Origin of the sequence: Micromonospora inaquosa, assembly GCF_003857055.1 — a bacterium.
In the GTDB taxonomy this organism is placed as follows: domain Bacteria; phylum Actinomycetota; class Actinomycetes; order Mycobacteriales; family Micromonosporaceae; genus Micromonospora; species Micromonospora inaquosa.
In genome coordinates this window covers 18,215-41,344 of sequence record NZ_QGSZ01000249.1, presented here as the reverse complement: position 1 = coordinate 41,344, position 23,130 = coordinate 18,215, and the positions used below count along the sequence as shown (strand labels likewise).

22 protein-coding genes, 3 tRNA genes and 2 pseudogenes are annotated in these 23,130 nt (G+C 67.8%); 2 read left to right on the top strand and 25 right to left on the bottom strand.

Going from position 1 to position 23,130, the window contains the following annotated elements; all coding sequences use genetic code 11:
- Positions 1–45 precede the first annotated feature (45 nt).
- The 17 genes and pseudogenes from rplL to DLJ59_RS22225 all read right to left on the bottom strand — a co-directional run.
- Positions 46–435: a 50S ribosomal protein L7/L12 gene (rplL, locus tag DLJ59_RS22310; RefSeq protein ID WP_124774564.1), complete on the bottom strand. Its 390-nt coding sequence runs from the start codon at positions 433–435 to the stop codon at positions 46–48.
- A gap of 55 nt (positions 436–490) precedes the next feature.
- Positions 491–1,036, bottom strand: a complete 546-nt coding sequence (rplJ, locus tag DLJ59_RS22305) for a 50S ribosomal protein L10 (protein ID WP_030329872.1) — start codon at positions 1,034–1,036, stop codon at positions 491–493.
- A gap of 334 nt (positions 1,037–1,370) precedes the next feature.
- Complete coding sequence (locus DLJ59_RS22300; RefSeq protein ID WP_124774563.1) at positions 1,371–2,060, bottom strand: hypothetical protein; 690 nt, start codon at positions 2,058–2,060, stop codon at positions 1,371–1,373.
- Complete coding sequence (locus DLJ59_RS22295; protein ID WP_124774562.1) at positions 2,057–2,947, bottom strand: ABC transporter ATP-binding protein; 891 nt, start codon at positions 2,945–2,947, stop codon at positions 2,057–2,059. Before DLJ59_RS22295 ends, DLJ59_RS22300 begins: the two co-directional genes overlap by 4 nt.
- An 80-nt stretch (positions 2,948–3,027) precedes the next feature.
- Entirely contained in the window at positions 3,028–3,744 is a 717-nt protein-coding gene (rplA, locus tag DLJ59_RS22290) for a 50S ribosomal protein L1 (protein ID WP_124774561.1), read from the bottom strand.
- Between the two features lie 78 nt (positions 3,745–3,822).
- Positions 3,823–4,254, bottom strand: coding sequence for a 50S ribosomal protein L11 (gene rplK / locus DLJ59_RS22285; protein ID WP_124774560.1), 432 nt, complete (start codon positions 4,252–4,254; stop codon positions 3,823–3,825).
- Between the two features lie 186 nt (positions 4,255–4,440).
- Entirely contained in the window at positions 4,441–5,163 is a 723-nt protein-coding gene (gene nusG / locus DLJ59_RS22280; protein ID WP_124774559.1) for a transcription termination/antitermination protein NusG, read from the bottom strand.
- Positions 5,164–5,201: 38 nt separating this feature from the next.
- On the bottom strand, positions 5,202–5,591 hold the full coding sequence (gene secE / locus DLJ59_RS22275; RefSeq protein WP_124774558.1) for a preprotein translocase subunit SecE: 390 nt from the start codon (positions 5,589–5,591) through the stop codon (positions 5,202–5,204).
- Between the two features lie 214 nt (positions 5,592–5,805).
- A tRNA-Trp gene (locus DLJ59_RS22265) sits at positions 5,806–5,878 on the bottom strand.
- Between the two features lie 129 nt (positions 5,879–6,007).
- A complete protein-coding gene (locus tag DLJ59_RS22260; protein WP_124774557.1) occupies positions 6,008–6,400 on the bottom strand; it encodes a MaoC family dehydratase in 393 nt (130 codons plus the stop codon).
- Between the two features lies 1 nt (position 6,401).
- Complete coding sequence (locus DLJ59_RS22255; RefSeq protein ID WP_124774556.1) at positions 6,402–6,848, bottom strand: MaoC family dehydratase N-terminal domain-containing protein; 447 nt, start codon at positions 6,846–6,848, stop codon at positions 6,402–6,404.
- A 127-nt stretch (positions 6,849–6,975) separates the two neighbouring features.
- Entirely contained in the window at positions 6,976–7,143 is a 168-nt protein-coding gene (rpmG, locus tag DLJ59_RS22250; RefSeq protein WP_007073056.1) for a 50S ribosomal protein L33, read from the bottom strand.
- 132 nt (positions 7,144–7,275) lie between these two features.
- Positions 7,276–7,348, bottom strand: a tRNA-Met gene (locus tag DLJ59_RS22245).
- Between the two features lie 24 nt (positions 7,349–7,372).
- A tRNA-Thr gene (locus DLJ59_RS22240) sits at positions 7,373–7,445 on the bottom strand.
- 93 nt (positions 7,446–7,538) lie between these two features.
- Positions 7,539–10,070: a putative bifunctional diguanylate cyclase/phosphodiesterase gene (locus DLJ59_RS22235; RefSeq protein ID WP_124774555.1), complete on the bottom strand. Its 2,532-nt coding sequence runs from the start codon at positions 10,068–10,070 to the stop codon at positions 7,539–7,541.
- 1,636 nt (positions 10,071–11,706) lie between these two features.
- Positions 11,707–13,191 (bottom strand): ATP-dependent nuclease, encoded by a 1,485-nt coding sequence (locus DLJ59_RS22230; RefSeq protein WP_124774554.1) that lies wholly within the window; start codon positions 13,189–13,191, stop codon positions 11,707–11,709.
- A 77-nt stretch (positions 13,192–13,268) separates the two neighbouring features.
- Positions 13,269–13,802 (bottom strand): annotated as a pseudogene (locus DLJ59_RS22225) (HAD family hydrolase); the annotation flags it as partial.
- On the opposite strand from DLJ59_RS22225, the pseudogene DLJ59_RS22220 reads away from it, so the two are divergent.
- Together DLJ59_RS22220 and DLJ59_RS38110 are read left to right on the top strand one after the other, a co-directional pair.
- Positions 13,800–14,285: pseudogene (locus DLJ59_RS22220) on the top strand (bifunctional DNA primase/polymerase); the annotation flags it as partial. The pseudogenes DLJ59_RS22225 and DLJ59_RS22220 overlap by 3 nt on opposite strands.
- Before the next feature lie 311 nt (positions 14,286–14,596).
- Positions 14,597–16,234, top strand: a complete 1,638-nt coding sequence (locus tag DLJ59_RS38110) for a DUF3987 domain-containing protein (protein ID WP_341869628.1) — start codon at positions 14,597–14,599, stop codon at positions 16,232–16,234.
- A gap of 8 nt (positions 16,235–16,242) precedes the next feature.
- On the opposite strand, the gene DLJ59_RS22205 is transcribed toward DLJ59_RS38110, so the two are convergent.
- The 8 genes from DLJ59_RS22205 to DLJ59_RS22170 form a co-directional block, all read right to left on the bottom strand.
- Complete coding sequence (locus DLJ59_RS22205; RefSeq protein ID WP_124774552.1) at positions 16,243–16,515, bottom strand: hypothetical protein; 273 nt, start codon at positions 16,513–16,515, stop codon at positions 16,243–16,245.
- A 559-nt stretch (positions 16,516–17,074) separates the two neighbouring features.
- Positions 17,075–17,641 carry a hypothetical protein gene (locus DLJ59_RS22200; RefSeq protein ID WP_124774551.1) on the bottom strand — a complete coding sequence of 189 codons (567 nt, stop codon included), beginning with the start codon at positions 17,639–17,641 and terminating at the stop codon, positions 17,075–17,077.
- 249 nt (positions 17,642–17,890) lie between these two features.
- Positions 17,891–18,460, bottom strand: coding sequence for a hypothetical protein (locus DLJ59_RS36415; RefSeq protein ID WP_158630890.1), 570 nt, complete (start codon positions 18,458–18,460; stop codon positions 17,891–17,893).
- Entirely contained in the window at positions 18,457–19,020 is a 564-nt protein-coding gene (locus DLJ59_RS22190) for an RNA polymerase sigma factor (protein ID WP_158630889.1), read from the bottom strand. Before DLJ59_RS22190 ends, DLJ59_RS36415 begins: the two co-directional genes overlap by 4 nt.
- Positions 19,021–19,209: 189 nt before the next feature.
- A complete protein-coding gene (locus tag DLJ59_RS22185; protein ID WP_124774548.1) occupies positions 19,210–20,646 on the bottom strand; it encodes a tyrosine-type recombinase/integrase in 1,437 nt (478 codons plus the stop codon).
- Positions 20,643–20,828 carry a helix-turn-helix transcriptional regulator gene (locus DLJ59_RS22180; protein WP_030329852.1) on the bottom strand — a complete coding sequence of 62 codons (186 nt, stop codon included), beginning with the start codon at positions 20,826–20,828 and terminating at the stop codon, positions 20,643–20,645. The genes DLJ59_RS22185 and DLJ59_RS22180 overlap by 4 nt, the downstream gene beginning before the upstream one ends.
- Positions 20,825–22,579 (bottom strand): replication initiator, encoded by a 1,755-nt coding sequence (locus tag DLJ59_RS22175; protein ID WP_124774547.1) that lies wholly within the window; start codon positions 22,577–22,579, stop codon positions 20,825–20,827. Before DLJ59_RS22175 ends, DLJ59_RS22180 begins: the two co-directional genes overlap by 4 nt.
- The gene (locus DLJ59_RS22170) at positions 22,576–23,118 is read right to left on the bottom strand and encodes a DUF2637 domain-containing protein (protein ID WP_124774546.1); all 543 of its coding nucleotides are present in this window, start codon (positions 23,116–23,118) and stop codon (positions 22,576–22,578) included. The genes DLJ59_RS22175 and DLJ59_RS22170 overlap by 4 nt, the downstream gene beginning before the upstream one ends.
- Positions 23,119–23,130: the final 12 nt, after the last annotated feature.

Below are 23,130 nucleotides of genomic sequence, written 5' to 3'. Positions count from 1 at the left end.
GGAATCCCGGCCCACGAGCCGGGTACGCGTAGGTGGAACGTCAGGTCACTTGAGGGTGACCTTGGCGCCTTCACCCTCGAGCTTGGTCTTCGCCTTCTCGGCGGTCTCCTTGTTGACCTTCTCCAGGATGGCCTTCGGCGCGGACTCGACCGCGTCCTTGGCCTCCTTGAGGCCCAGGCCGGTCAGCTCACGCACGACCTTGATGACCTGGATCTTCTTGCCACCGTCGGCCTCGAGGATGACGTCGAACTCGTCCTTCTCCTCCTCGGCCGGGGCGGCAGCGCCACCGGCGCCACCACCGGCAGCGGCAACCGCGACCGGAGCAGCGGCGGTGACCTCGAAGGTCTCCTCGAACTGCTTCACGAACTCAGAGAGCTCGATCAGCGTCATCTCCTTGAACGCGTCGAGCAGCTCGACAGTGCTGAGCTTCGCCATATCTGGCGTCCTTTCCTGATTCTGTTAAGTAAGAACTGGTGCGCCGTGGGGGCCATCAGGCCGCCTCGGCGCCCTCCTTCTCGCGCTTGTCCTGCAGTGCAGCCGCCAGGCGGGCGGTCTTCGACAGCGGGGCCTGGAACAGGGCCGCGGCCTTGCTCAGGTTGCCCTTCATCGCGCCGGCCAGCTTGGCCAGCAGCACCTCGCGGGACTCCAGGTCGGCAAGCTTCGTGACCTCGGCCGCGGAAATGGCCTTGCCCTCGAAGACACCGCCCTTGATGACGAGCTTCGGGTTGGCCTTCGCGAAGTCGCGAAGCCCCTTCGCCGCCTCGACGACGTCGCCCGAAACGAAAGTCAGCGCGGTAGGACCGGTGAACAGCTCGTCGAGGCCGGTGATGCCCGCGTCCGTCGCAGCACGCTTCGCGAGCGTGTTCTTCGCGACCGTGTAGCTGGTGTCGGCGCCGAGCGAGCGCCGAAGCTGGGTGAGCTGGGAAACCGTCAGACCGCGGTACTCGGTCAGCACGGTGGCGCCCGAGCTGCGGAAGCTCTCGGTCAGCTCAGCGACGGCCGTGGCCTTGTCGGCCCGGATCGGCTTGTCCGCCATGTCCCTCCTCTCTCGTTACTCGAGGCTGGTCCCCGTCACCGCCGAGGCGGGAACGGGGGCGGAGGCAGCACGACAACGAAAAAGCCCCGGCGCAGGGCGCACGGGGCGAGGGCCGGCAGATCATCACGGTCGGCGGACCATGTTCACTGCCGAGTTACGCTTGCCGCCCTACGCGGGTCGCCCGATGTCGCGGGGCCTTCGACCGTGCCGAAGCACGGTGACCAGCGGTCTCTGGGTGGTTCCTCATCCGTGAGAACACGGATGACGTTTGAAGACTACGCGCCCCGGTCACCAGCACCAAATCGTGCCCTGTGACCCGCGCCACCGGCTCCGGTCAGCCCTCGGCCCGGCGCCGCCACAGGTAGCCGCCGACGACCGCACCACTCCAGGCCAGCGCCCACCCGCTGAGGCCCAGCAGGGTCAGCGCGGCCGCGTCGCCGCCGGTGGTGCGTGCGGCCGCCATGATCGGTGGCGCCAGCCAGGGGGCCACCGAGCCGGTCAGGCCGAGCACCACCGCGCCGACCCCGCCCAGGGCCAACACCGCGACGCCATACCCGGCGCCGCCCACCGACGCCCGGCTGGCCAGCGCCCCAAGAGCAACCGCAGCGGGTACGACCAACAGGTGCGCCCACACTCCCAGCGCGAGCCCGACCGGAATCGACCGGTCCCCCGGGTCGACCGGGCCGGACACCCCACCGACCAGCCACGGAAAGAGCAGCGCGACGGCCACCGTCACCAGCGCCGCCACTCCGGCGGCGAGCAAGCCGGCCAACCGCTCCCGCGCCACCCCGACCGTCACCTGCGCCAGCCGGCGCTGCACGTCCGGCTCGACGTCCAACAGAATCTTGGTCTGCCAGGCGAGCACCGGAAAGAGCACGACCGCAGAGACCCCGTACGCCTCGGCCGGCTGGGCACGGCCACCACCGTAGAGCGTGCCGAGCGTGATCAGGCCGGCGAGCAGCGGTGCCACCGCCCTGCCCGTGCGCAGTAAACCGGCCAACCGCATCCGGATCAGGGCGCTCACCGGGCCTCCCCCGCCGCCGGCTCGACCGCCGCGTCGACGGCCTCCGACTGCTCGGCTGCCAACGCCCCGGCCACCCCGATCGGCGGCTCGGCGGATCGGGCAGCGCCGGCCGCCCGCAGCGGCTCGGCGGGTCGAGCCTCGGGTGCGGCGGCGCAGGCGTCGGAGCGTACCCGCAGCACCTGGTGGCCCTCGGCGCGCAACCGGGCGACGGTGCCGGCGACCCGCGCGGCCGGCACCGCGACCTCGACCACCGCGAACGTCTCGTCCGTCGACGGCGTCTCCTCGGAGAGCGAGCCGTCGGCCACCAACCAGCGGCGCGCGGCCGGCAGCTGGATCGTCTCGCCACGGTGGTCGCTCACCAGGACGGACCCGTCGGCGGCGAGCACCTCGGCGATCAGCTCGGGCACCAACTCACGGGTGGCGGCGTCCAGCCCTTCCCACGGCTCGTCGAGGACCAGCAGGCCCGGCGGGCGCAGCATCGCCTGGGCGAGGCCGACCTTCTGCGCGGTGCCCTTGGACAGCTCCGGCAGCCGCACCGAGCGGAAGGCCGACAGCCCGAGCCGGTCGGTCCAGGAGGTCACCGCCTCGTCCGCCGCGGCCCTGCCCAGCCCCGCCACCCGGGCCATCCCGGTCAGATAGCGGGCCACCGTGAACGGTTGGTCGGCGGGGAAACGCTCCGGAACCCAACCCACCCGCGCCGGCCGGTCGGTGACCCGGCCCCGGCCCGGCCGCAGGACCCCCGCGGCCACCTGGAGCAGTGTCGACTTGCCCACCCCGTTGCGGCCCAGCACGACCGCCACCTCACCGGGACCGATCCGCACATCGATGCCTCGCAGCACCCACGGCCCCCGCCGGTGGTACCGCAACCAGACGTCCTCCAGCCGCATGGGCCCGAGCATCCCACACCTGGAACGCGCAGGGGCGCCGCCACAGTCGTGGCGGCGCCCCTGCGGAGCGAACTGTCGACTCAGGCCTCGGCCTGGTCCTCCCGAAGGTTCTTCACCAGGTTCGGGTCGACCGGAACGCCCGGCCCCATCGTGGTGGTCAGGATGACCTTGCGGAGGTACTTGCCCTTGGCCGCGGACGGCTTGGCACGCAGCACCTCGTCGAGCACCGCAGCGTAGTTGTCCACCAGCTGGCTCTCCGTGAAGGAGGCCTTGCCGATGATCAGGTGCAGGTTGGAGTGCTTGTCCACCCGGAAGGTGATCTTGCCGCCCTTGATGTCCTGCACCGCCTTGGTGACGTCCATGGTCACCGTGCCGGTCTTCGGGTTCGGCATGAGACCGCGCGGGCCCAGGATCCGCGCGATCCGGCCGATCTTGGCCATCTGGTCCGGCGTGGCGATCGCCGCGTCGAAGTCGAGCCAACCACCCTGGATCCGGGCGACCAGCTCGTCCGTGCCCACCTCGTCCGCACCCGCGGCGGCGGCCTCTTCGGCCTTCGCGCCGCTGGCGAACACGATCACGCGGGCGGTCTTACCGGTGCCGTGCGGCAGGTTGACCGTGCCGCGGACCATCTGGTCCGCCTTGCGGGGGTCGACGCCGAGGCGCATGGCGACCTCGACCGTGGCGTCGAACTTGACGTTGGTGGTCTCCTTGGCCAGCTTCACGGCCTCGGTGGGGGTGTAGAGCTTCGACCGGTCGATGACATCGGCGGCCTTGCGGTAGCTCTTGCTGCGCTGCATTGCTGATTACTCCTGTGGTCTCTGGCGGGCCGCTCGGCGCGAGCCCTCCCACGGTCGGGTCGAAAGCCGGGGCCGACGTCAGTCGTTGACGGTGATGCCCATCGACCGGGCGGTGCCGGCGATGATCTTCTCGGCCTGGGCGATGTCGTTGGCGTTGAGGTCGGCCATCTTCTTCTCGGCGATCTCACGCAGCTGGGCGCGGCTGACCGACCCGACCTTCTCGGCCTGCGGAACACCCGAACCCTTCTGCACACCGGCGGCCTTGATCAGCAGCCGGGCGGCGGGCGGGGTCTTCAGCACGAACGTGAAGGACCGGTCCTCGTACACGCTGATCTCGGCGGGGACGATGTCGCCCCGCTGAGACTCGGTCTGCGCGTTGTAGGACTTGCAGAACTCCATGATGTTCACGCCGTGCTGGCCGAGCGCGGGGCCGACCGGCGGCGCCGGCGTGGCCTGGCCAGCCGGCAGCTGAAGCGTGAACGTCTTGACGAGCTTCTTCTTCGGAGGCATGTCACTTCCTGGGGCTTGGAGCTGGGAAAATGCGGCTGTCGCCGCCCTCGGGCGCGCACGGTCAGCGCGGTGCGACAGCGGCGACATTCAAGAGTAGCGCAGGCCGCAGCCCACTCGTCCGCCGAGGTCGAGCGAGAGCGCGTACGCCGACGTCGGCGGCGGGTCGGACCCGCCGCCGACGACCAATCAGATCTTGGCGACCTGGTTGAAGTTGAGCTCCACCGGAGTCTCACGACCGAAGATCGACACCAGCACCTTGAGCTTCTGCTGGTCGGCGTTGATCTCGCTGATCGTGGCCGGCAGCGACGCGAACGCGCCGTCGGTGACGGTGACGGAGTCGCCCACCTCGAAGTCGAGGACCTTGATCTCCGGCTTCGCCTTCTTCTGCTCGGTCTCGACCGCCGGCGCCAGCCACTTCAGCACCTCGTCGAGCGAGAGCGGAGCGGGTCGGTCGGCCCGGTCGGTCGCACCGACGAAGCCGGTCACACCCGGGGTGTTCCGGACGCAGGAGTACGACTCAGCGGTCAGCTCCATCCGGACCAGGATGTAGCCCGGGAAGACCTTCGCCTGGATCTGCGAACGCTTACCGTTCTTGACCTCGACCTCTTCCCGGGTCGGCACCTCGACCTGGAAGATGAAGTCCTCCATGTCGAGGCTCGTGATCCGGGTCTCGAGGTTGGTCTTGACCTTGTTCTCGTAGCCGGCGTACGAGTGCACCACGTACCAGTCACCCGGCGCGTAGCGCAGCTTCTGCCTCAGCTCCGCGACCGGGTCGTAGTCCTCGTCCGGTGCGGGCTCGGTCGTTGGAAACTCCGGCTCGCTGGCGGCCTCAACCGACTCGTCACCAGCCGCCGTCGCGACCGTGGACTGCTCGTCCACCGGTCCGGCGGTCTCGTCGTACTCAGGCACGCTCGCTCACTTCCGTCACTATGGCTGGAGGCAGCCGGTCAGTCCGAGTTGCCAAAGACAAACAACACGACCTTGGCGAAGCCGAAGTCCAGCACACCCACGATCGTCAGCATCACCGCGACGAACGCCACCACCACGGCGGTGTAGGTCAGCAACTCCTTGCGGGTCGGCCAGATGACCTTACGCAGTTCGGCCACGACCTCGCGGAAGAACCGGGCGACACGGCCGAAGACGCCCACCCGACCCGTTTCCGACCGGGTGGTCGGCCGGCTGTCCGCCGACTCCGCCCGGGCACGCGACCGGGTGGCGGTGCCTCCCCGGGAAACCGGCTCGTCCGCGCCGGAGGCGTCGTCGTCGGCCACGTCGTCGACGATCTCGTCGTCCAGACGATCGTCGCCGTCGTCGTCGCGCCGCTTGTTGTCGGCCACTTCGCCCTCCGTCGCGGAATCTGGGGTCGCACGCCGAGTGGCGTACGCGGCGCTGGTCACGCCGGCCGGACCCAACCGTCCCGCGACGGGCCGCGGCCGGTGGATCACCCGGGAGGGCCCGATTGCCTCGGAACCACCCCGCCGATGCCACCACCACGGGCCGGACGCCGCCAAGCTGGCGGCGCGACCCACGGGAACGGTCAGGCCTGAGGCGCAGGGGTGACAGGACTTGAACCTGCAGCCTGCGGTTTTGGAGACCGCTGCTCTGCCAATTGAGCTACACCCCTATGCGGCAACACTCGCCCCACGCGGCCACAGACGACCGAGCAGGGGTCACTTGCCCCACGGCGGACCAGTGTACGGGTAGCCGCCCGACTTTCCCAACCGGTCTCTCCGCCACGCGTGGCGGGCTCGGTTCAGCGTGCCGTCCGGATGGTTGCCCGCGCCTGCGACAGCACCTTCTCACCGAGGCAGGTGGCCGTCACCTCAAGGCGGGTGAGACCGTCCTCGGTCACCTCACGGACCCGCGCGGTGACCTCGATCTCGGTCCCCTGGTCGTCGTCCGGAACCACCACCGGCCGGGTGAACCGCACCCCGTACTCGACCACCGCGTCCGGCGACCCGGCCCACGCGGTGACCGCCCGGCCGACCAACGCCATGGTGAACATGCCGTGGGCGATCACCCCGGGCAGGCCCACCTTCGTGGCGACCCGGTCGCTCCAGTGGATCGGGTTGAAGTCGCCCGAGGCGCCGGCGTAGCGGACCAGGTCCGCGCGGGTCACCCGGAACGTCTGTGCTGGCAACTCCATCTCAGGCCTCCCCGCGGATGACATACCTGGCCCAGACCGCGACCACGGGCTCCCCGCCGACGGTGCTCACATCGGTGCGCGTGGTCAGGAAGCCGTGCCCACCCCGGGTGCTGACGTCCTCGATGGTGTTGGTGCAGACCAGCTCGTCGCCGGCGAACACCGGCCGGGTGTACGCGAACCGCTGGTCGCCGTGCACCAGGCGGCTGTAGTCGACACCCAGGACCGGGTCCTCGATGATCTGGCGGCTCGCGGCCATCGTGACGATCACCGGGAAGGTCGGCGGGGCCACCACGTCGGGGTGGCCCTGCGCCCGCGCGGCCTCCGGGTCATGGTGGGCCGCATCGGTGGCGCCGATGGCGCTGGCGAACTCGCGGATCTTTTCTCGGCCCACCTGGTAGGGGGCGGTCGGCGGATAGGTCCGGCCGACGAAGGAAGCGTCCAGAGACATGCCGCGAACCTACACGGAAAGCCCAATCGCCGACCTGATCGGTAGGCGGCGGCGGAGCCGCACCAAACCGGTCAGATCGGCGATCGGAAAGCTTCGACAACGGCCGGCCCTCAGGGCCGGCCAGTGGTCAGCGGGTCTCGCGGTGGACCGTGTGCCGACCGTCACGCGGGCAGAACTTCTTCAGCTCGATGCGGTCGGGGTCGTTGCGCCGATTCTTGCGCGTGATGTAGTTGCGCTCCTTGCACTCCACACACGCCAAAGTGATCTTCGGCCGGACATCGGTAGCCTTCGCCACGGCGGAGTGCCTTCCTCGCTAACGGAAACAACTACGACGCGCCAGCCTAGACGCTGACAGCGCGGACATGCAAAGTGGGCGCCAGAAGCGCCCATTCTTACGACCACCGGCAACGAGCCCGGAAGACGAGAGTAGCGGTGGCCGGACTTGAACCGGCGACACAGCGATTATGAGCCGCTTGCTCTACCATCTGAGCTACACCGCTGCGATGGGTCCAGCTGAACCCTCGAGCCCCCTTACGGAATCGAACCGTAGACCTTCTCCTTACCATGGAGACGCTCTGCCGACTGAGCTAAGGGGGCCTGCGCGATCTCCCCGTGGGGCGCGCAGGAGTAAGAGTACACGGCCCGGCTCGGCAGGTGAAATCGGATCCCCGGTGATCGTCCGCGCCCTGCTCAGGGCACCACTCGAAGGCGCGGAAGCTCCCCGTTGGAGATCGTCTCCGGCTCGACCTGGGCGCCGAACCAGGCAGCCAACCGCTCGTACGGCAGCGGCCTGCTGAACAGGAAGCCCTGCCCGATCTCACAGCCGATGTCCTGGAGAAGCTCCAGGGTCAGCTCGCTCTCCACCCCCTCGGCCACCACCGCCAAGCCGAACTGCTGGGAGAGGGTCACCACCGCGTTGACGATCGCCAGGTCGCCCGGGTCGGTCGCCATGCCCTGCACGAAGGAACGGTCCACCTTCACCTCGTGCACCGGCAGCCGCCGCAGGTGCGCCAGGGACGAGTCGCCCGTGCCGAAGTCGTCCACCGACAGCCGCACGCCCAGATCCCGCAGCCGTTGCAGGGTGGGGATGGGCCGGTCCGTGCCGTCCAGCACCCCCGACTCGGTGATCTCCAGGGTGAGGCGCTGCGCCGGCACCTTGTACTCGCTCAACAACTCCTGGACCCGGTCCGGGAAATGCTGGTCGATGAGCGTACGAGCCGAGAGGTTGACAGCGATGGGCAGCGGCTGGTCGGCCAGCGCCCAGTCCCGGCTGCGGCGAAGGCCCTCCCGGAGCACCACCTCGGTGAGCCGGCTCAACTGGCCGGTGTGCTCGGCCACCGCCACGAAGTCCTCGGGTGCGACAGTGCCGTGCGCCGGGTGCTCCCAGCGGGCCAGACACTCGACACCAACCAGGCGCCGGTCCCGCAGAGTCACCTTGGGCTGGAAATAGACCTCCAGCTCGCCCTGGTCCAGTGCTCGGCGCAGATCGCCGGCCAGACCCAGCCGGCGCAGTGAACGGGACTCCAGCGCGGGGTTGAACAGCTGCACGCTGCCCGGCACCGACTTGGCCGCGGTGGCGGCCAGGTCGACCCGAAGCAGCAGGGCCGCCGCGTCGCTGCCGTGATCCGGGTGTACGGCCACCCCGACGGCGGTGTTGACGTCGAGGGTGAGCGCGTCGAAGACCATCTCGTCGCGGATCTGGTCGCGCAGCTGGGCGGCCAACTCGAGCGCCGCCTCGGCGCTCTCCAACCGCAGCGTCACCAGGAACTCGTCCCCGCCGGCACGACCAACCAGAGCCGACGACGGTGCGCTGGCCCGCAACCGATTGGCAACCTCGGTGAGGACCTTGTCGCCGGCCGCGTGTCCCAGGGACTCGTTGACCTGGCGCAGACCGTCGACGTCGAAGAGCAGCAGCGCCACCACCTCGCCCGGCGCGCGGATCTTGACCGACTCGTCCAGCGCCCCGGTGATCCGCCGCCGGTTGGGCAGTCGGGTCAACGTGTCGTGGTGCGCGTCGTGGCGGAGCCGGTCGACCAGGCGCGAATTTTCCAGGGCCACAGCCGCGTGCGCGGCCACGGTCTCGAAGATGGGGATGTCGCCACGGGTGAAATGACCGACGTCGCTGAGCCGGTTGGCGACCTCCAGGGTGCCGATGACCGCCTGGCCGGACCGGAGCGGCACGACGATGACGTCCTTGACCTTGCCGTGACTCAGCGCCCGGCGCTCGTTCGACTCCTCGTCGAAGGCACGCCCCACCGCGATGGTCCGCCCCTCGTCCGAGGCTCGCTGACGAAGGGATGTCGGCGTAGGTACGACGTCCAACAGGCCTGAGTCGTCCACCCGGGCGGTGAGCAGCACCTCGGGATGGCGGCCCTGGGCGGGCAGCCACAGGGTCGCGTACTCGGCCTGCATCAGGGCCCGGACCCGACCCAGAAGAGCATCGACGAGCGTGCCGTCCTGGCCACGCTCCCCGATTGCGCGGGTGAGGTCGTACATCGAGGCCAACGTCCGGTGTTGCCGGAAGAACTCCGCGTAGGAGCGGTAGACCAGGACCAGTGCCGCACCGAGTGCGGCCAGCAACACCAACGACCACCAGGTGGTGGTGACGGCGATCAGGATGATCAGACCGAGCGAGACGTTGATCGCCGCAGTGAGCAGCGCGGGGCGTGCGGTGCGGAGAGAGTCCCGTCCCGCCTGCCAGCCCTGTAGCAGGGTATGCACGCCGACGATACCCAGAAGGCTGACGAGGATCACCGCGGTTACGGCCGCGAAGAGACTCAGCCAGGTGCCGGGGTCGTCCACCTCCTTCGAGGGCGGTAGCGCCTGAAGGAGGAGGACGGCGAGAGAGGTCCCGGCGGCAGCCTTGGCCACGTTGAACCAGAACTTGACGGGCGCGAACCGGTGCCGCGTCTGCGTGAGCATGGACGCCACCGTGTAGATCGCCACCACGGTCAGCGGTGGCAGCAAAAACAGCGCTAGAACCAGCGGGATCTCGGTCAGGGTCATCCCGAACGACTGCCGCCGGACGACAAAGTTGAGGACCGGCATGCCCACGGCGGCCATGGCGACCAACAACAGGAGCGCCAGGAGCCAGTCACCGAAGGGCTGGGACGACACCAGCCCCGTGACGATGGAACAGATCGCCGCGAAGAACACCAGTGGCGCGGTGATGAACCAGGCGCGATCCGCCGAACGACGTCGCGATCGATCACGCGGAGCCATACCGCTCCCTACAGCGCCTGCGGTTTACCGCCCTTGGCTGGAGGTGAGCTGAACCAGTCAGCGACCGCTGCCGACGATAGTGCCTTCCGGAGCGACGGTCCAGATGAGATCGATGGCCTGAGCTCCGCGGGCACTGCTGTCATAGAGGCCAGCAGGGAAGGCAACGATGGCAGCGGCGGCGAGAACAAGGAGGAGAGACCCACCGAGTCGGCCTAGCCTTCGACCAGACATGATCGCTCCTGTCGGGAGATGTACAGCGTTGATGGAGGTTCCACGATCGTGCCACAGCGCGGGCAACCAGAGAAGTGGTGGTCGCCCAACTGGCACCACCGTCTGTGACTTCCCGCCGTTCGGCCCACCGCCCCCAACACACCGGACCAGATCACAAGCCTGCAACGCGCTTAACCGCTTCACCCAGCGCTGAATACGACCTTCAACGCAATTCGGGTCCAGCTGTAGGCACTCGCCACATCCGGTACGACGGTCACCGCCAGCAAGGCCTCAACAGCCCGCGCGACGAACTTGCGCCCCCAATCCGGCCATCGACCACCATACCGGCTCCCCGCCATCGCGCTAGTGCCTCGTCGGGTTCATTTCACTTGGGCGGCCAGCAACACATGCGCTGATCGCAGACAGAGTATGCGCAGCTAACCTTGCACTTTGCATCGATGGTTGCGGATGTGAGGCGTGATGGCGTGTCAACCCTGAGCGCCAACCTGCCGCCGGGACCACCGACCGGGACCACCCCAACGCCCGCGCGTCGGCGTCGGCGAACGCCGGCTCGTCCTCGGCCGTGAGTTACCGAATGGGATGAAATCACCGGCGCCCGAACGGCCGCCTCGGTCGCTCTTGAGCCCGTCCAAGTTCAGTGCCGCTGCCCCCATCTACAGCGCCCGCAAAGCTGCCATCCCGCCCACGCCAACGGTGGACAAGCCAGCGACAACGAGACTCCCCCGGCGGGAGACGTCCTCACTCGACTCAAGGACGCCGTCACCCTGCGCAATGTCAGGCCAAGCGCGGCGGTCGACGTAATCCCGGCCGCATGCGACTGCCTGACAGCGGGTGTGGGCCCAACCCTCGCGATCCTCGCCGGCATCTCGAGGCGGCTTCCAGAGGATGCTCTGCGGGTCATCGGCCCGCAGGGCTACAGACAGGCGTCATCACGCCTCACACCTTCACGTCGTGGGCGTACCTGTTCATTATCTGGAGTGGCACTCCCGTGGCGGCCGGGCTGATCGCCCTCGGCCACGCCTACGGCTACATCGGCTCCGTCTGCAACGCGCCGAAGCTCGGCGTCTCGTCGGCGACGCCACAGCCACGACAAGCAGCTGGAGGAAGGGCACTCCTCGAGTGCGTCATCGATCTTGTCGTTACTGGGTCGCCACCGTCGATGCAGTTGGTGGTCAGACAAACGACAACGGCCCCCGATCAGCATCTCTGCTGGTCAGGGGCCGTGTCTGCACCTGGTGGCGGGTAGAGGATTCGAACCCTCTGAAGCTTTCGCGACGGATTTACAGTGCGCCGTTTCCATGCGCCTGACCAGCACGAACGCCGATCGGCCAGGGTGCGGCGACACCCATGTGACACGGGGGCCGGCGCGGGCCAACACGGCCGGCAGCCAAGCCACCGCCAACCCTCAACGTCTAGGCACCAGGTCGCCGAACTGCCCGACCAGGGTCTCCACCTCTTCCGGGTACTCCTGCGCCCACACGGCCAGGAAGGCAGAGGCCACGATAAAGCCTGCAGTGAAGTCCAGATCTTCGCCTATCTGCTCCCATATGACATGCCTGTCCCTGTTAATCAGGTCGCGCCGCCGCACGACTTCTTTGACTGTTTCCTGCCGATTCAGGGGAAGTTGCATCGCTGCCGTCAACTTCGCAGCAACGATGTCAATGCGGTCCAGGACTCGCGAGAAGACATGACTCTCGGGCAGCGTCGCCCCGGGCAGCAGAAAGACCCGTTCTTTAGCTTCCGCCGACTCCGCTTGGTCGCCGTCCAGCAGGCATACCGACGGAAACGTTGATGTCGGGTCAATGTTGTGCTGTTCGTTAACTCTGATCGCAGGTCCCGCCCCACCCATTGCATGGACCTTGACTGCATCGATCTCGACGTTGCCGATAGCCCGCAGGGAACTCGTGACCATCAGCTCGGCGAAACTGTCCTCCACGAATATGGCAAGCTTCGCGTCGATCTGGCCTGCGATGGTTCGCAAAGCGGCAATATCGAGCTTCCCTTGCAAGACCTCTCCCGAGTAAGCGGCCCATATCGCGCGAGCCGGAAGTGGCGCAAGAGCATCGTTGGAATGGGTAGTGAAAATTACCTGACATGATTTGCGGGCAGCTACATCAATTAGGTACTCAACCACACGCCGGGTTGCCACGGGGTGCAACCCGTTCTCTATTTCCTCTATCAGGATCATCGTCCCATCGGAGGCTTCTTCAACGGCGCTCACGATGCGAATGATGCTGGCCTCACCAGCGCCAAAGTGGAACTCAGAGTATTCGTCCCCGCCAGGGGTCTGCCCAGCGAATATCGTGATGCGGCCAGCCTTGTCGACGGTTAGCCGGTTGTAACCCTCAATCGGCTTTCCCAGGATGGCGGCGACGTGAGTAGCGACAGCCGAAGTCAAAGCGACCTCGGAGGCAGCTACGAAGCTGCTGCCTACCGCTTGCGTCAAATCCCGTCGCTCGGTCGCGGGGACGGTACGCTCAACACCGAAGATAAGAACTTGACGATCTACGGCCGTTCGATTCCATTTGGCCTGTTTGAAACTTGCGACACGGGCAACAGAGATGCGCCTATTCAGGTCCCGATCGATCAGTTCATACTCAACGGACCAATCTTTCATACTGCTGTCATACTTGCCACTCTTGGCAAAGAAGCGCCGAGGAGGAACGTCGGCGTAAATCAATCCGGCCGCGCCAAGTATCGTCGTCTTGCCGCCACCGTTGGGTCCGATCAGTGCGGTGACAGGGAAGTCGAAAGATACCTCTCGGTCCCTGAACCCCCGAACTTTTTTAAGGGTCAAGCGCTTGAGATACTTGTGATAGCTTCCCCGCGTTACCTTGTCCTCAAGTGCCGTGATATCACTGTGACGGATCTCGCTTTTATATCCAGCCACTAGAACTCCTGTCGCGATTATGCGGCCCAACCCCTCGGGGAACCCTACATCCGTCGGTCACCACTACCAGTTGTCAACTACGGCGTGTCGGATGGCGTAAGCTTCACGGCAATTTCCTTCATATCCGCAATCACACAGTCCGCCCCGGCTGTCACGAATAGTTCCCTCTTCGTGCTTTTATTAGCGAATCCAATCACCCGCACTCCCGCCGCCTGCGCTCCCTCAATGTCGGAGAGTGAGTCACCGACCAGCACGCACCGGGCCGGCAACTGACCGAGCGCGCGCACAGCTTGCAGGATCGGTTCCGGGTTGGGCTTCATACGGTCCGGGTCGGCGTACGCCCGGCCGACCACCGGCGAGACGTAACCGGCGAGTCGGTGTGCTGACAGGTAGGCGGCTACCGCCCCGGCCGAGTTGTTGCTGACCGCCGCCACCGGCATTCCGGCTTGCTGGGCAGCCACGATGACCTCACGGCCGTACGGAGTCGGCTCGGCCGTCTTCACGGCCCGGCGCTCGGCCGCACAGAGGGGATCCTCCACCGCCCGGGTGGTGCCGTGGTCGCCAGCCGCTCCGGTGCGACGTAGCACCTCAAGCGGGTCAGGCTCGCTGGACCGGCGTTACGCAACACCGCCGGCACGCTCGGCCCGATGGTCGACACCCGCGCCCAGGGGGGATACGTGGTCGCCGCCGGCAGCACCGTCAACCACCGCCCGTACACGGTCGATCTGGACACCGGCCCCGCCCCGTTGCCCGCCTGGCTGGCTGGGCTGCTCGCCCCCACGCCGTTGCCTCCGCAGCGGCCAGTGGTGGTCGACCTCGGTACCGGACGGGCCGCCGGGTATGTGCGGGCCGCCGTGGCCCGGGAGGCCGAGCGGGTGGCCACCGCCGCGAGCGGGGAGCGCAACCGGGCGCTGTACATCGCCGCCGTAGCCCTCGGCCAGTTGGTGGCCGGTGGGGCGCTCGGTGAGGACGACGCACAGAGCGTGCTGGAACAGGCGGGCGTGACGGCCGGGTTGCGCAGCGCCGAGGCGTACCGCACCGTCCGATCCGGCTTGACCGCCGGCAGCCGCCGGCCCCGGACGGTGGCCGCGTGAACCGCCGCCTGCGGGTGCTGGATCTGTTCTGCTGCGCGGGTGGCGCGTCGGCCGGCTACTACGCCGCTGGGTTCGACGTGGTGGGCGTGGACATCCGACCGCAGCCCTACTACCCGTTCCCGTTCATCCAGGCCGACGCCCTCACCGCGGACCTGACCGGCTTCGACGTGATCGCCGCGTCGCCGCCGTGCCAGCGGTTCAGCGCCGCCACACCCGCCCACCTCCGGCACGAGCACCCCGACCTGATCGAGCCAACCCGGGAACGGTTGCGGGCGGCGGTGGCCACGCCGGGCGGCCCGTGGGCGTACGTCATGGAGAACGTGCCCGGCGCACCCCTGCTCGACCCGATCACGATCTGCGGAGACAGCCTGCGCCTCGGGGTGCGCCGACACCGCCTGTTCGAGTCGAACCTGCCGCTGACCGGTACGCCGTGCTGGCACGACCGGCAGGCACCACCCGTTCCCGTGTACGGCAGCTACGGCCAGCGCTCGGGACGAAAGCGCACCGTCGACGGGGAAACGTCACCCAACACCGAGGAAGCGCGGACCGCGATGGGCATCGACTGGATGCCCTGGCCCAACCTCACCCAGGCCATCCCACCCGCCTACACGCACTGGATCGGCGTGCAACTCATGCGCCACCATGCGGCCGACGAAACCCGCCGGCGGATGCCACCTGGCCGTGACGCAACCCCGGCGCCAGACGGTGACGCATCCACCGCGGCGGCCGATGACGGATGCCCCGCGGGCGTGACGCAACCCCGGCACCAGAACGACGGTGACGGTTCCCTCCTGGCCGTGGTCCCCGCCGCCGCTGACGTCACCCCGCCGGCCGGGTTGCGTCACTGCCACTGCGGCAACCCCGCTACGCCGACCGGCCACCGGCCGGTGGCCGCGCCACTGCTCCCACGCCTGCCGCCAAGCCGCCTACCGCACCCGCACCCGCACCACCGCGCAGAACGGAGAGGCCGCATGACACCCGCCCGCCTACACCTCGTCACCACCGACCAACAGCACGACACCGACACGCCGCCGGGCAACGGCGGGCCGCTGTGGGATGTTCCAGTGCCCCTGACCGGGCCGTCCACCGCGCCGCCGCCGTTCCCGGTCGACGTGTTCCCCCGTTGGCTCGGCGACATGGTGACCGGCGTCGCCCGGTTCACCCAGACCGATCCCGCGATGGCCGGCACCCTCGCCGTGGCCGTGCTCTCCGCGTGCGCGGGTGGCCGGCTGGAGATGGAGCCGGTCGGCGGGTGGCGGGAACCGGTGAACATCTTCGCCGCCGTCATCGCCGGCCCCGGCGAACGCAAGAGCCCCGTTCACCGGGCGATGACCGCGCCGCTGTTCGCCGCGCAATCAACCCTCGGGGAAGCCATGCGACCAAGGATCGCCGAGGCCGCCGCGCTGCGGGACATCGCCGACGGGTGGGGAGTACTACACCTGACCGGCTCGACCGTGGCCGTAGGACGCGACTGGGGCGACGGGAGCGACACGGCCGAGGAACGAGGGTTGAAGCACCGAGCGAAGGCCGCCACGCGAGACGTGCCGGTGCCACCGCCGCTCGTGCGGCTGCTCGACCACCACGTCAAGGAGTACCCGCCAGGATCTAACGGAAAGCTGTTCGTCACCCGGCGCGGCCCCGGCGGTCGGTACGTGCCCACCGCCGGGCAACCGATCCCGAACAACACCTATGGAAAGGCGTGGCGCGACGCGCGGGCGAAGGTACTCACCCCGGCTCAGCAACGTTCCCCGCTGGCCCGGCGTCCGTACGACCTACGGCACGCCGCCGTGTCGCTCTGGCTCAATGCGGGGGTGCCGGCTACCCAGGTGGCCGAATGGGCCGGGCACAGCATGCACGTCCTCATGCGTGTCTACGCGAAGTGCATCTACGGGCAGGAAGAGGCTGCTCGGAAGCGCATCGAAGCAGCGCTTCGGGGCGACTACGTTTAGTTCGCGCGTCAGACACCAACAGCGACTTTAATGTCCCGCTGCATCGCAACCGTGATACCTCCGAAGCGCTTCATGCCCGCAAAATCATCGATTCCGCTTGTCTCGGAGAGGCCCTCCCATAGATCGGCGACGAGCCGCAGCGTCTCGGCCGCAAGATGCGGCTCTGCCAGAACGGCAATCTCTCCATGCAAGGCACCCAGGCGCTCCAGAGCTTCCTCCGCCAATTGGAGCTTGCCTTTCCCTTCCTCACTACGCCGATCGGAGAGATGACGAACATTCATGACCTTAACGTATGCACTATGACTTTCTGCCAGGAACCTCCCATAAAGTCCCTGCTTGACGGATAGGAGCTCTCGCCTGTGCTGAGACTCGACCTCAAGCTTGAGGACACGTAGCTGCACTTCTTGTGCTTGGACCTGGCTACGGGCCGCAGCCCTTCCGCTCACGACGCCCGCTAGCGCCCCTACTGCCGCTCCGACTACGGTCCCGACCGGTGCCAGCCATTCCCACGCCACGGAGCCATGGTCAAGCATCGAAGCAACCGACATACAGCTGGCGACACGTATACGACACAACCAGCGAGATCTAGCGGGTTGAAGCGGGACCGAGTGAGACTCACAGAAGAGGCCCCTGACCGGCGTTCACGCTGGTCAGGGGCCCTTCTTAGCACCTGGTGGCGGGTAGAGGATTCGAACCTCTGAAGCTTTCGCGACGGATTTACAGGGCGTCCGCGATCTTGCCCCGGTCGGCGGCGTTGACCTGCCGTTTCTCTGCGTTGGCCGCCGCACTCGCATCCCAGTGCCCACCATCCGCCCATGCCCCGATGCTGCCCACCTGCCGTCACGCTTGACCGACTCGAAGGAGGTGCTCGCACGGTCGTTCAACACCACGGTGCCAGACGCTCCCCGTTACAGCGACGGGATAGGTGGCCTCTCTCGCCTGCCGGTCGGCAGTCTCGACCGCCAGGCGCATCGACAAAGGCTCACTCCCGAACGCAGTAGCACATTCGAGGCTCAGCTTGACTTCGACCCAGCCGGTGCCGCCGGCACGCAGCAACACGGACTTGCCGGTACCACGCACCAGAACGCCGGGTCGTTCCCCGGCAACCGCAACAACTGTGATCGGCGCAGGGCCAGTGTTGATCACTGCCAGCTGCCCATCCATCTGGAGAACGCCTTTGACGTCCCCGCCGCCGCTTCCGACTGACGCAGGGATGGCAACGAGTGAGACCGAAGCGACCCGATCCCGCTCTTCCTGCGAGTCTCGCAGTTCGTTGACACCGACACCACCAAGCACAGCACCGACCAGGAAGACAGCGACCAGCCGAACAACCATCGTTGACCTGCGCATAAGGCGGTCAGGGTTGTACACCGCCGGTTGGCGATTTTGTTCGTCCAGATCGATCACTCCAGGCTCCGCCAACATCGCGTTAGCTTACGGCTCACTTTCCCGTCGGTCTGCACCCTCCTTAGTTCCGCCATCATCCGAGAGCGTCGCCGATCTTGTCGTTCATGGTGTCGTCTCCTCCGTCGATGCAGTTGGCGTAGAGGCGGAGCAGGACGGCGACGCCGTGGCCCAGGCGCCGGGCGACCTCGGTTGGCGGGACGCCGGCATTCAGCCGGAGCGAGGCGGGCCGCGGGCTGCAAGCACATCCGCTCAGTCGTCTGCCGGCGCTACGAACATCTTGACCGATCCGCACGTCTCGGGTGCGTTCTTGAACTGCTCGCCGTCGATGACGTACACGAGCTTCCCCCACCTCGTTTCGGGAGAGGAAGCCTCGCTACTTCCCGTTGAAGGAATCGCCTCGATACGTTGAACGCAGGCATACAGGTGGGATGGCGCCTTGACGCTAAAGATCCGGCTCCACGACCTCCGGCATGCATCGATCGGAGCCTCGGCAACTCTCGCGGCCGTTTCCCCCATCCGGTGCATACCGCTTGTGGCGCATACAAAGGCCATATCATTTGCAGGCATTGCCTCAGGCGGCGCATTAGGCGCGTGATAACCACCGATTGCGGCGGTCGCACCACCAGCAGCCAGAGTCGCGGCGGCAACCGCTCCAACGACCCCCAATCTCCTCTTTCGGAAGCTCTTCTCAGGCTGCTGCGGCAATCCGAGAACGCGAGCGAGTATCGCCTCTCCCTGAGGGCTTGTCGTGAACGTGACCTCGGCGGTGGGCCGGACGCGACTAATCAGGTCTTCGGTTTCTGCTTCGTAGTGCTTCACTCCAGCCCCCTCGTGCATGCGGTCAGATCGCCGACGGGAAACGGTTTCGGCTCTACCCGCCGATGCCCGTATGCGTCCTCGAAGCGGCGACGAGCCCGGTGTAACCGCACAGCAAACGTCGCCGTCGTGCACCCCAACACCTTCGCCGATTCCCTGCCGTTGAAGTCGTACCAGTACCGCAGTAGCAGCACCTCGCGGTCGATCTCTGGCAGTTCCGCCAATGCCGCCATCACGTCCACTCGTTGGGAAGTGGACGGACCGTACTCAGTCTCGTCGTGGGCCTGAGAGTGCAGACGTGCCTGCAACGCCGCGTGAACTGCGCGACCGCGTCGATGTTGCAACACGAGGCGTCGCGCGACCCCGAACAGCCAGGGCCGTTCCTGGCCCTCCTTGACGGTTGCCAAGCGCCGCCATGCCACGGCGAACACCTCGCTTACGAGGTCCTGCGCATCATCACCGCCCAGTCGATCATTGGCATACGCGAAGACCGCGTCGCCGTGTTGACGGAACAAGTCAGCAAGGCGCTCACGGTCGGCGGTCGTCCTCCGCGCATCCGGCACCGATCCTCCAGGTGGTGGTCTCACACCCATACTTGTCGCCGCAGCCACGGTTGCTTACAGCCGCCCGGAAGGATTCTGGCTCCGGTCCCTCCCTCTTGAGACGAGCCGAAGACGTCAGCGCGGACGTCATGGCTGAAGCTCGGCGCATGGCCGGGGGCCTCACAGCCGAGAGCAGCAAACCGAGGACGCTCATCCGAGCGCGTCGCCGATCTTGTCGTTCATGGTGTCGTCGCCGCCGTCGATGCAGTTGGCGTAGACACGGAGCAGGACGGCGACGCCGTGGCCCAGGCGCCGGGCAACCTCAGTCGGCGGGACGCCGGCATTCAGCCAGAGCGAGGCCGCCGCGTGCCGTAGGTCGTAGGGCCGGCGAACGAGCGGCGAAGCGACCTGCGATTCGGTCAGGGCCTTCTCGCGGGCGAGCTTCCACCACCGGTCGTAGACCGACTCGGAGAGCGGCCCACCGTGCAGGCCCCGGAAGAACCGACCGTCCGGGCCGACCCCGTGATTCTCGACGTGCGCGCACAGCAGCTCGACGAGCCGGGGCGGGATCGGGACCGTACGAGTCTCGGCCCTCCCCCGGTGCTTGAGTCCGCGCCGCTCGTGGGAGCCGCCATCGTCGGTCCAATGCGACCCGGCACGCGGCGAGGTGCCGGCGAGCACCAGACGGCCCCAGCGATATTCGATCTTCTCGTGCTCGCAGGACCGGGAAGGCTTGACCGCCGCCAGGTCGTCGAAGTCGGCCCCACAGTCGGCGCACCGGCCGGCAAGGTCGCAGTCTTCCCGCCGTAGGTCTGCAGCTTCCGAGGGACGCATCCCCGCGTAGTAGAGACAGCCGAAAAACGCGGTGACCTTGTCGGCGCGTTTGCCGAGAGATTTCACCGCTTCGAGCAGCGTGGCGACCTGGGCTGGATTCGCTACCACCCGCCGGTCGATGGACTGGGCGACCTCGGGTGCGGTCCACTGGACCCGATCGACCGGGTTGGAGGCGATCAGCTCCAGCTCGACGGCGTACCCGAGCACGTTGTAGAAGGTGGCCCGCTTCCGCTGGACGGTGGAGGCAGCCGCGGGCTTGCCGTCGAGGCGTACGCACAGGCTGTCGAGGACTCGGCGGACCATCGCGGGCGAGTCCAGCTCGACGACCGGGAGGGACGCGGTTTCCAGCCAGGCGAGCGCCGCCGCGTGCTCGGCCGGGATCTCGTCGGACCAGCGGCGCGGGTTGAGGCCGTAGAGGTACAGCGCCTCACGGAGCAGAGCGTCGGTCGGTCGGCCCCGCTTCGTCGGCCGGGTCAGGGTCACCGTGATCGAGGTCAGCGCTTCGACGATCGAGCGCCGGGTCTTGGCCGCCGCCCGGGGCCACCTCATCTCAACGTACGCGCGGCTATGGGCGTACCAGGTGGTGGGGTTCTTGGTTCTGGCCTCGGAGACCGGGCGGCCGGTGGTCGGGTCGAAGGGCTCCCCCGCGTTGGCCGCCTGGACCAGCTCGGCGCGGAACGAGTGCGCGAGGGCTTTGGTACGGAACATGTCCTCGAAGCGTTGGCCGCTCACCGCCCAGCGGACCCGCCACGGCCGAGCCTTTCGGTCAGCGCGCTTGGCGATCTCCCAGATCTGGACTTCATAGCTCTTCATGCGGCGTCCTGCTCCAGGTCGCCGAGCCACCGACCAAGCGCCGACCGACGGACCCGAAGCTGCCCGTTCGGGAGCTTGATCACCCGTGGTCCCTTGCCGGTCTGCCGCCAGTAGAACCAGGTCGAGCGCGGTACGCGCAGTTCGGCGAGCACTTCCGGCACGGTCAACAACTCCTCGTTCACTGCGTTTCCTCCCCGTCGTGCTGTGCGCTGTGCTGAGTTGCCGAAAGATCTAGAGACTCCTGCGCGGCCCGGTCCTTGGCGGCGAGTAGTTCGGATCGCCAGCGGGCGCGTTCGCTGATCGAGCGCATGAGCCGGTGGGTCATCGGGCCGACGTCCGGGTCATCGGGTCGGGCCAACTCCCAGGCGTGCCGGATTCGTTCGGTGGTGTCGCCCTGGTTGTCGACGAGCTGCGTGCCGTCGGTGGTGACGCCGAGCAGTGCCCGGACCCAGGCCCGCGCGTCGTGCTTGTGGTCGGCGAGGGTCTTGCCGGACCAGTCGCGGGAGATGAGGATGCGCCGGCCGCCGATGCCGAGGGTGTCGCGCTGGTGGACCTTGCCCTTGCAGCGGCCGGGCTTGAGCTTGGCGTGTGCCTTCTTGGGCTGGATGCCGTAGAGCAGCCAGTTGGCGCAGCGGTCGGTGCAGGGGGTGAGCTGGAGTTGCTGCCAGAGCCGGTCGAGGTGCTTGCGTTGCCGGTCGGTGGTTGCCTTGTGGCAGTCGCCGGTGTGCTTGGTGATGTATTTCGTGACGTACCGGATGGTTCGTTCGGCGTCCTCGGTGCCGGGCATGACGCCGCGGGCGTCGACCTGAGAGCCGAAACGCACCACGTGCACCGGCTCCGCGTCCGGGTCGTCGTCGATGATGTCGAGGGCTTCCGTCCAGGTGGTCAGTGGCTCGCGGGTGTCCGGGTCGACCCATGCCGCCGCCTGCTCGTCCCAGATCGGTAGCCGGTCGAGGGTGTAGCGCTGGACGTCGACCGAGGGCCACCACACTTGGTGATAGGTCGCCGCCGCCACGGTGCGGAGCACGTCCCGAGGAATGGTGCCCCGGATGACGAAGTGGGCGTGCGGGGCGAGTCGGCGTTGCGGCTCGACGCAGCCGGCGTACTGGACGTTCCAGCCCTCGCACCGCCGGAGGTTCTGCCAGAACTGGTCGAGCAGCCGGGGGAAGTGCACGGCGTCCCAGGCCGCGCGGCGGTAGTCGTACCTGGCCGGGTTGACGGGGGTGCCGTCTGGGCGGACCGGGCCGTACGAGTCGAGGGTGAGCGTGAGCCACATCGACGGTTGGTAGGTCGAGCCGTCGGGGGCGATGTAGGTCTTGCCGACGGTGCGCCGCTCGACCTTGCGCCGGGGCAGTTCGGGGGCATCTTGGCGCCGTTTGGTGGAGCGCTTGCGCCGTGGGCCGGGCTCGTCGTCCTGGCCCTCGTCGTCGCTGGCGTGCGGTGGCCCGACGCGCCCGCGCAGGCCCTCAGCGGTGATGGCTTCCTCTACCTCGCGGATTGCCTCGTCGAGGTCGGTCACCTGGTCCCACTGGGCTGCGCGAAGGGCCTCGTCGCGAGAGAACTCCAGGTGTGCGCGGAACAGGACAAGGGACTTCTGCGCTTCGGTTGCGGGTTCCGGGCCGGGTAGTGGTTCGTCGTTGCGGTGCCAGCCCTCGCGGATCTGCGCTTGCCGTAGCCGGCGGTTCTTCTTGGCGCACGGCGGGCACTTGTCCTCCCGGGTCGCGCCGCAGGGCAGGTCGATGACTTCGGTAAGGCCGGTGTCGAGGTCGGTGCGGCGCATGGCGAGCGGGCGGACGCAGACGCCGTACTCGATGGCGATGTCTTTGAGCACGTCGATCGAGCGAGGTAGCGCCATGCGGGCCGCCCGCGATCCCGGCCGAGGAGCAACCGGGGTCGGGGCGGGTTCGAGACCGGGCAGGGTCGGAGCCGTCATCGAATGATCCCGACGATCTGGGGCCGGTTGGGCTGGATGGCTTTGATCGGAGGCAGCACCGCGGCTGATGCCGGCGGCATCACCGGAGCCGGCGGCGTAGGTTCGACCGGCTGCGGCTCGTCGTACCAATCGCCCTGCGGTTGGTCGGGCTCGATAGCCGGCGGTGTGGTGGGTTCGCTGGACAGGACGACCTTGACCAGGGCGAGGAAGGCCAGCGACGGCACCGCCGCGACGATCCAGCCCCAGACGGACGGTTCGGCTTCGGCGACCTGGGCGGCGAGGGAGAGCAGCGCGAACGCGATCAGGAGCACGCCGACCAGGCCGACGGGTCGACCATCACGACGGCGGGCGCGGATCTCCAGGCCGAGGTAGATGGCCATCAGCTCGACCGCTACGGCGTTGGCCCAGCCGATCCAGTCGGGTTGGCCGTGGGCAACGGTGAGGTCGTGGACGTGGGTGAAGGCGGCGGCGCCGGCCATGGTGCCGATGGCGAGCAGGATCAGCACCCGGACGCCGGACTCGGCGCGTTCGCGGATCATCGGCCGCTGCCG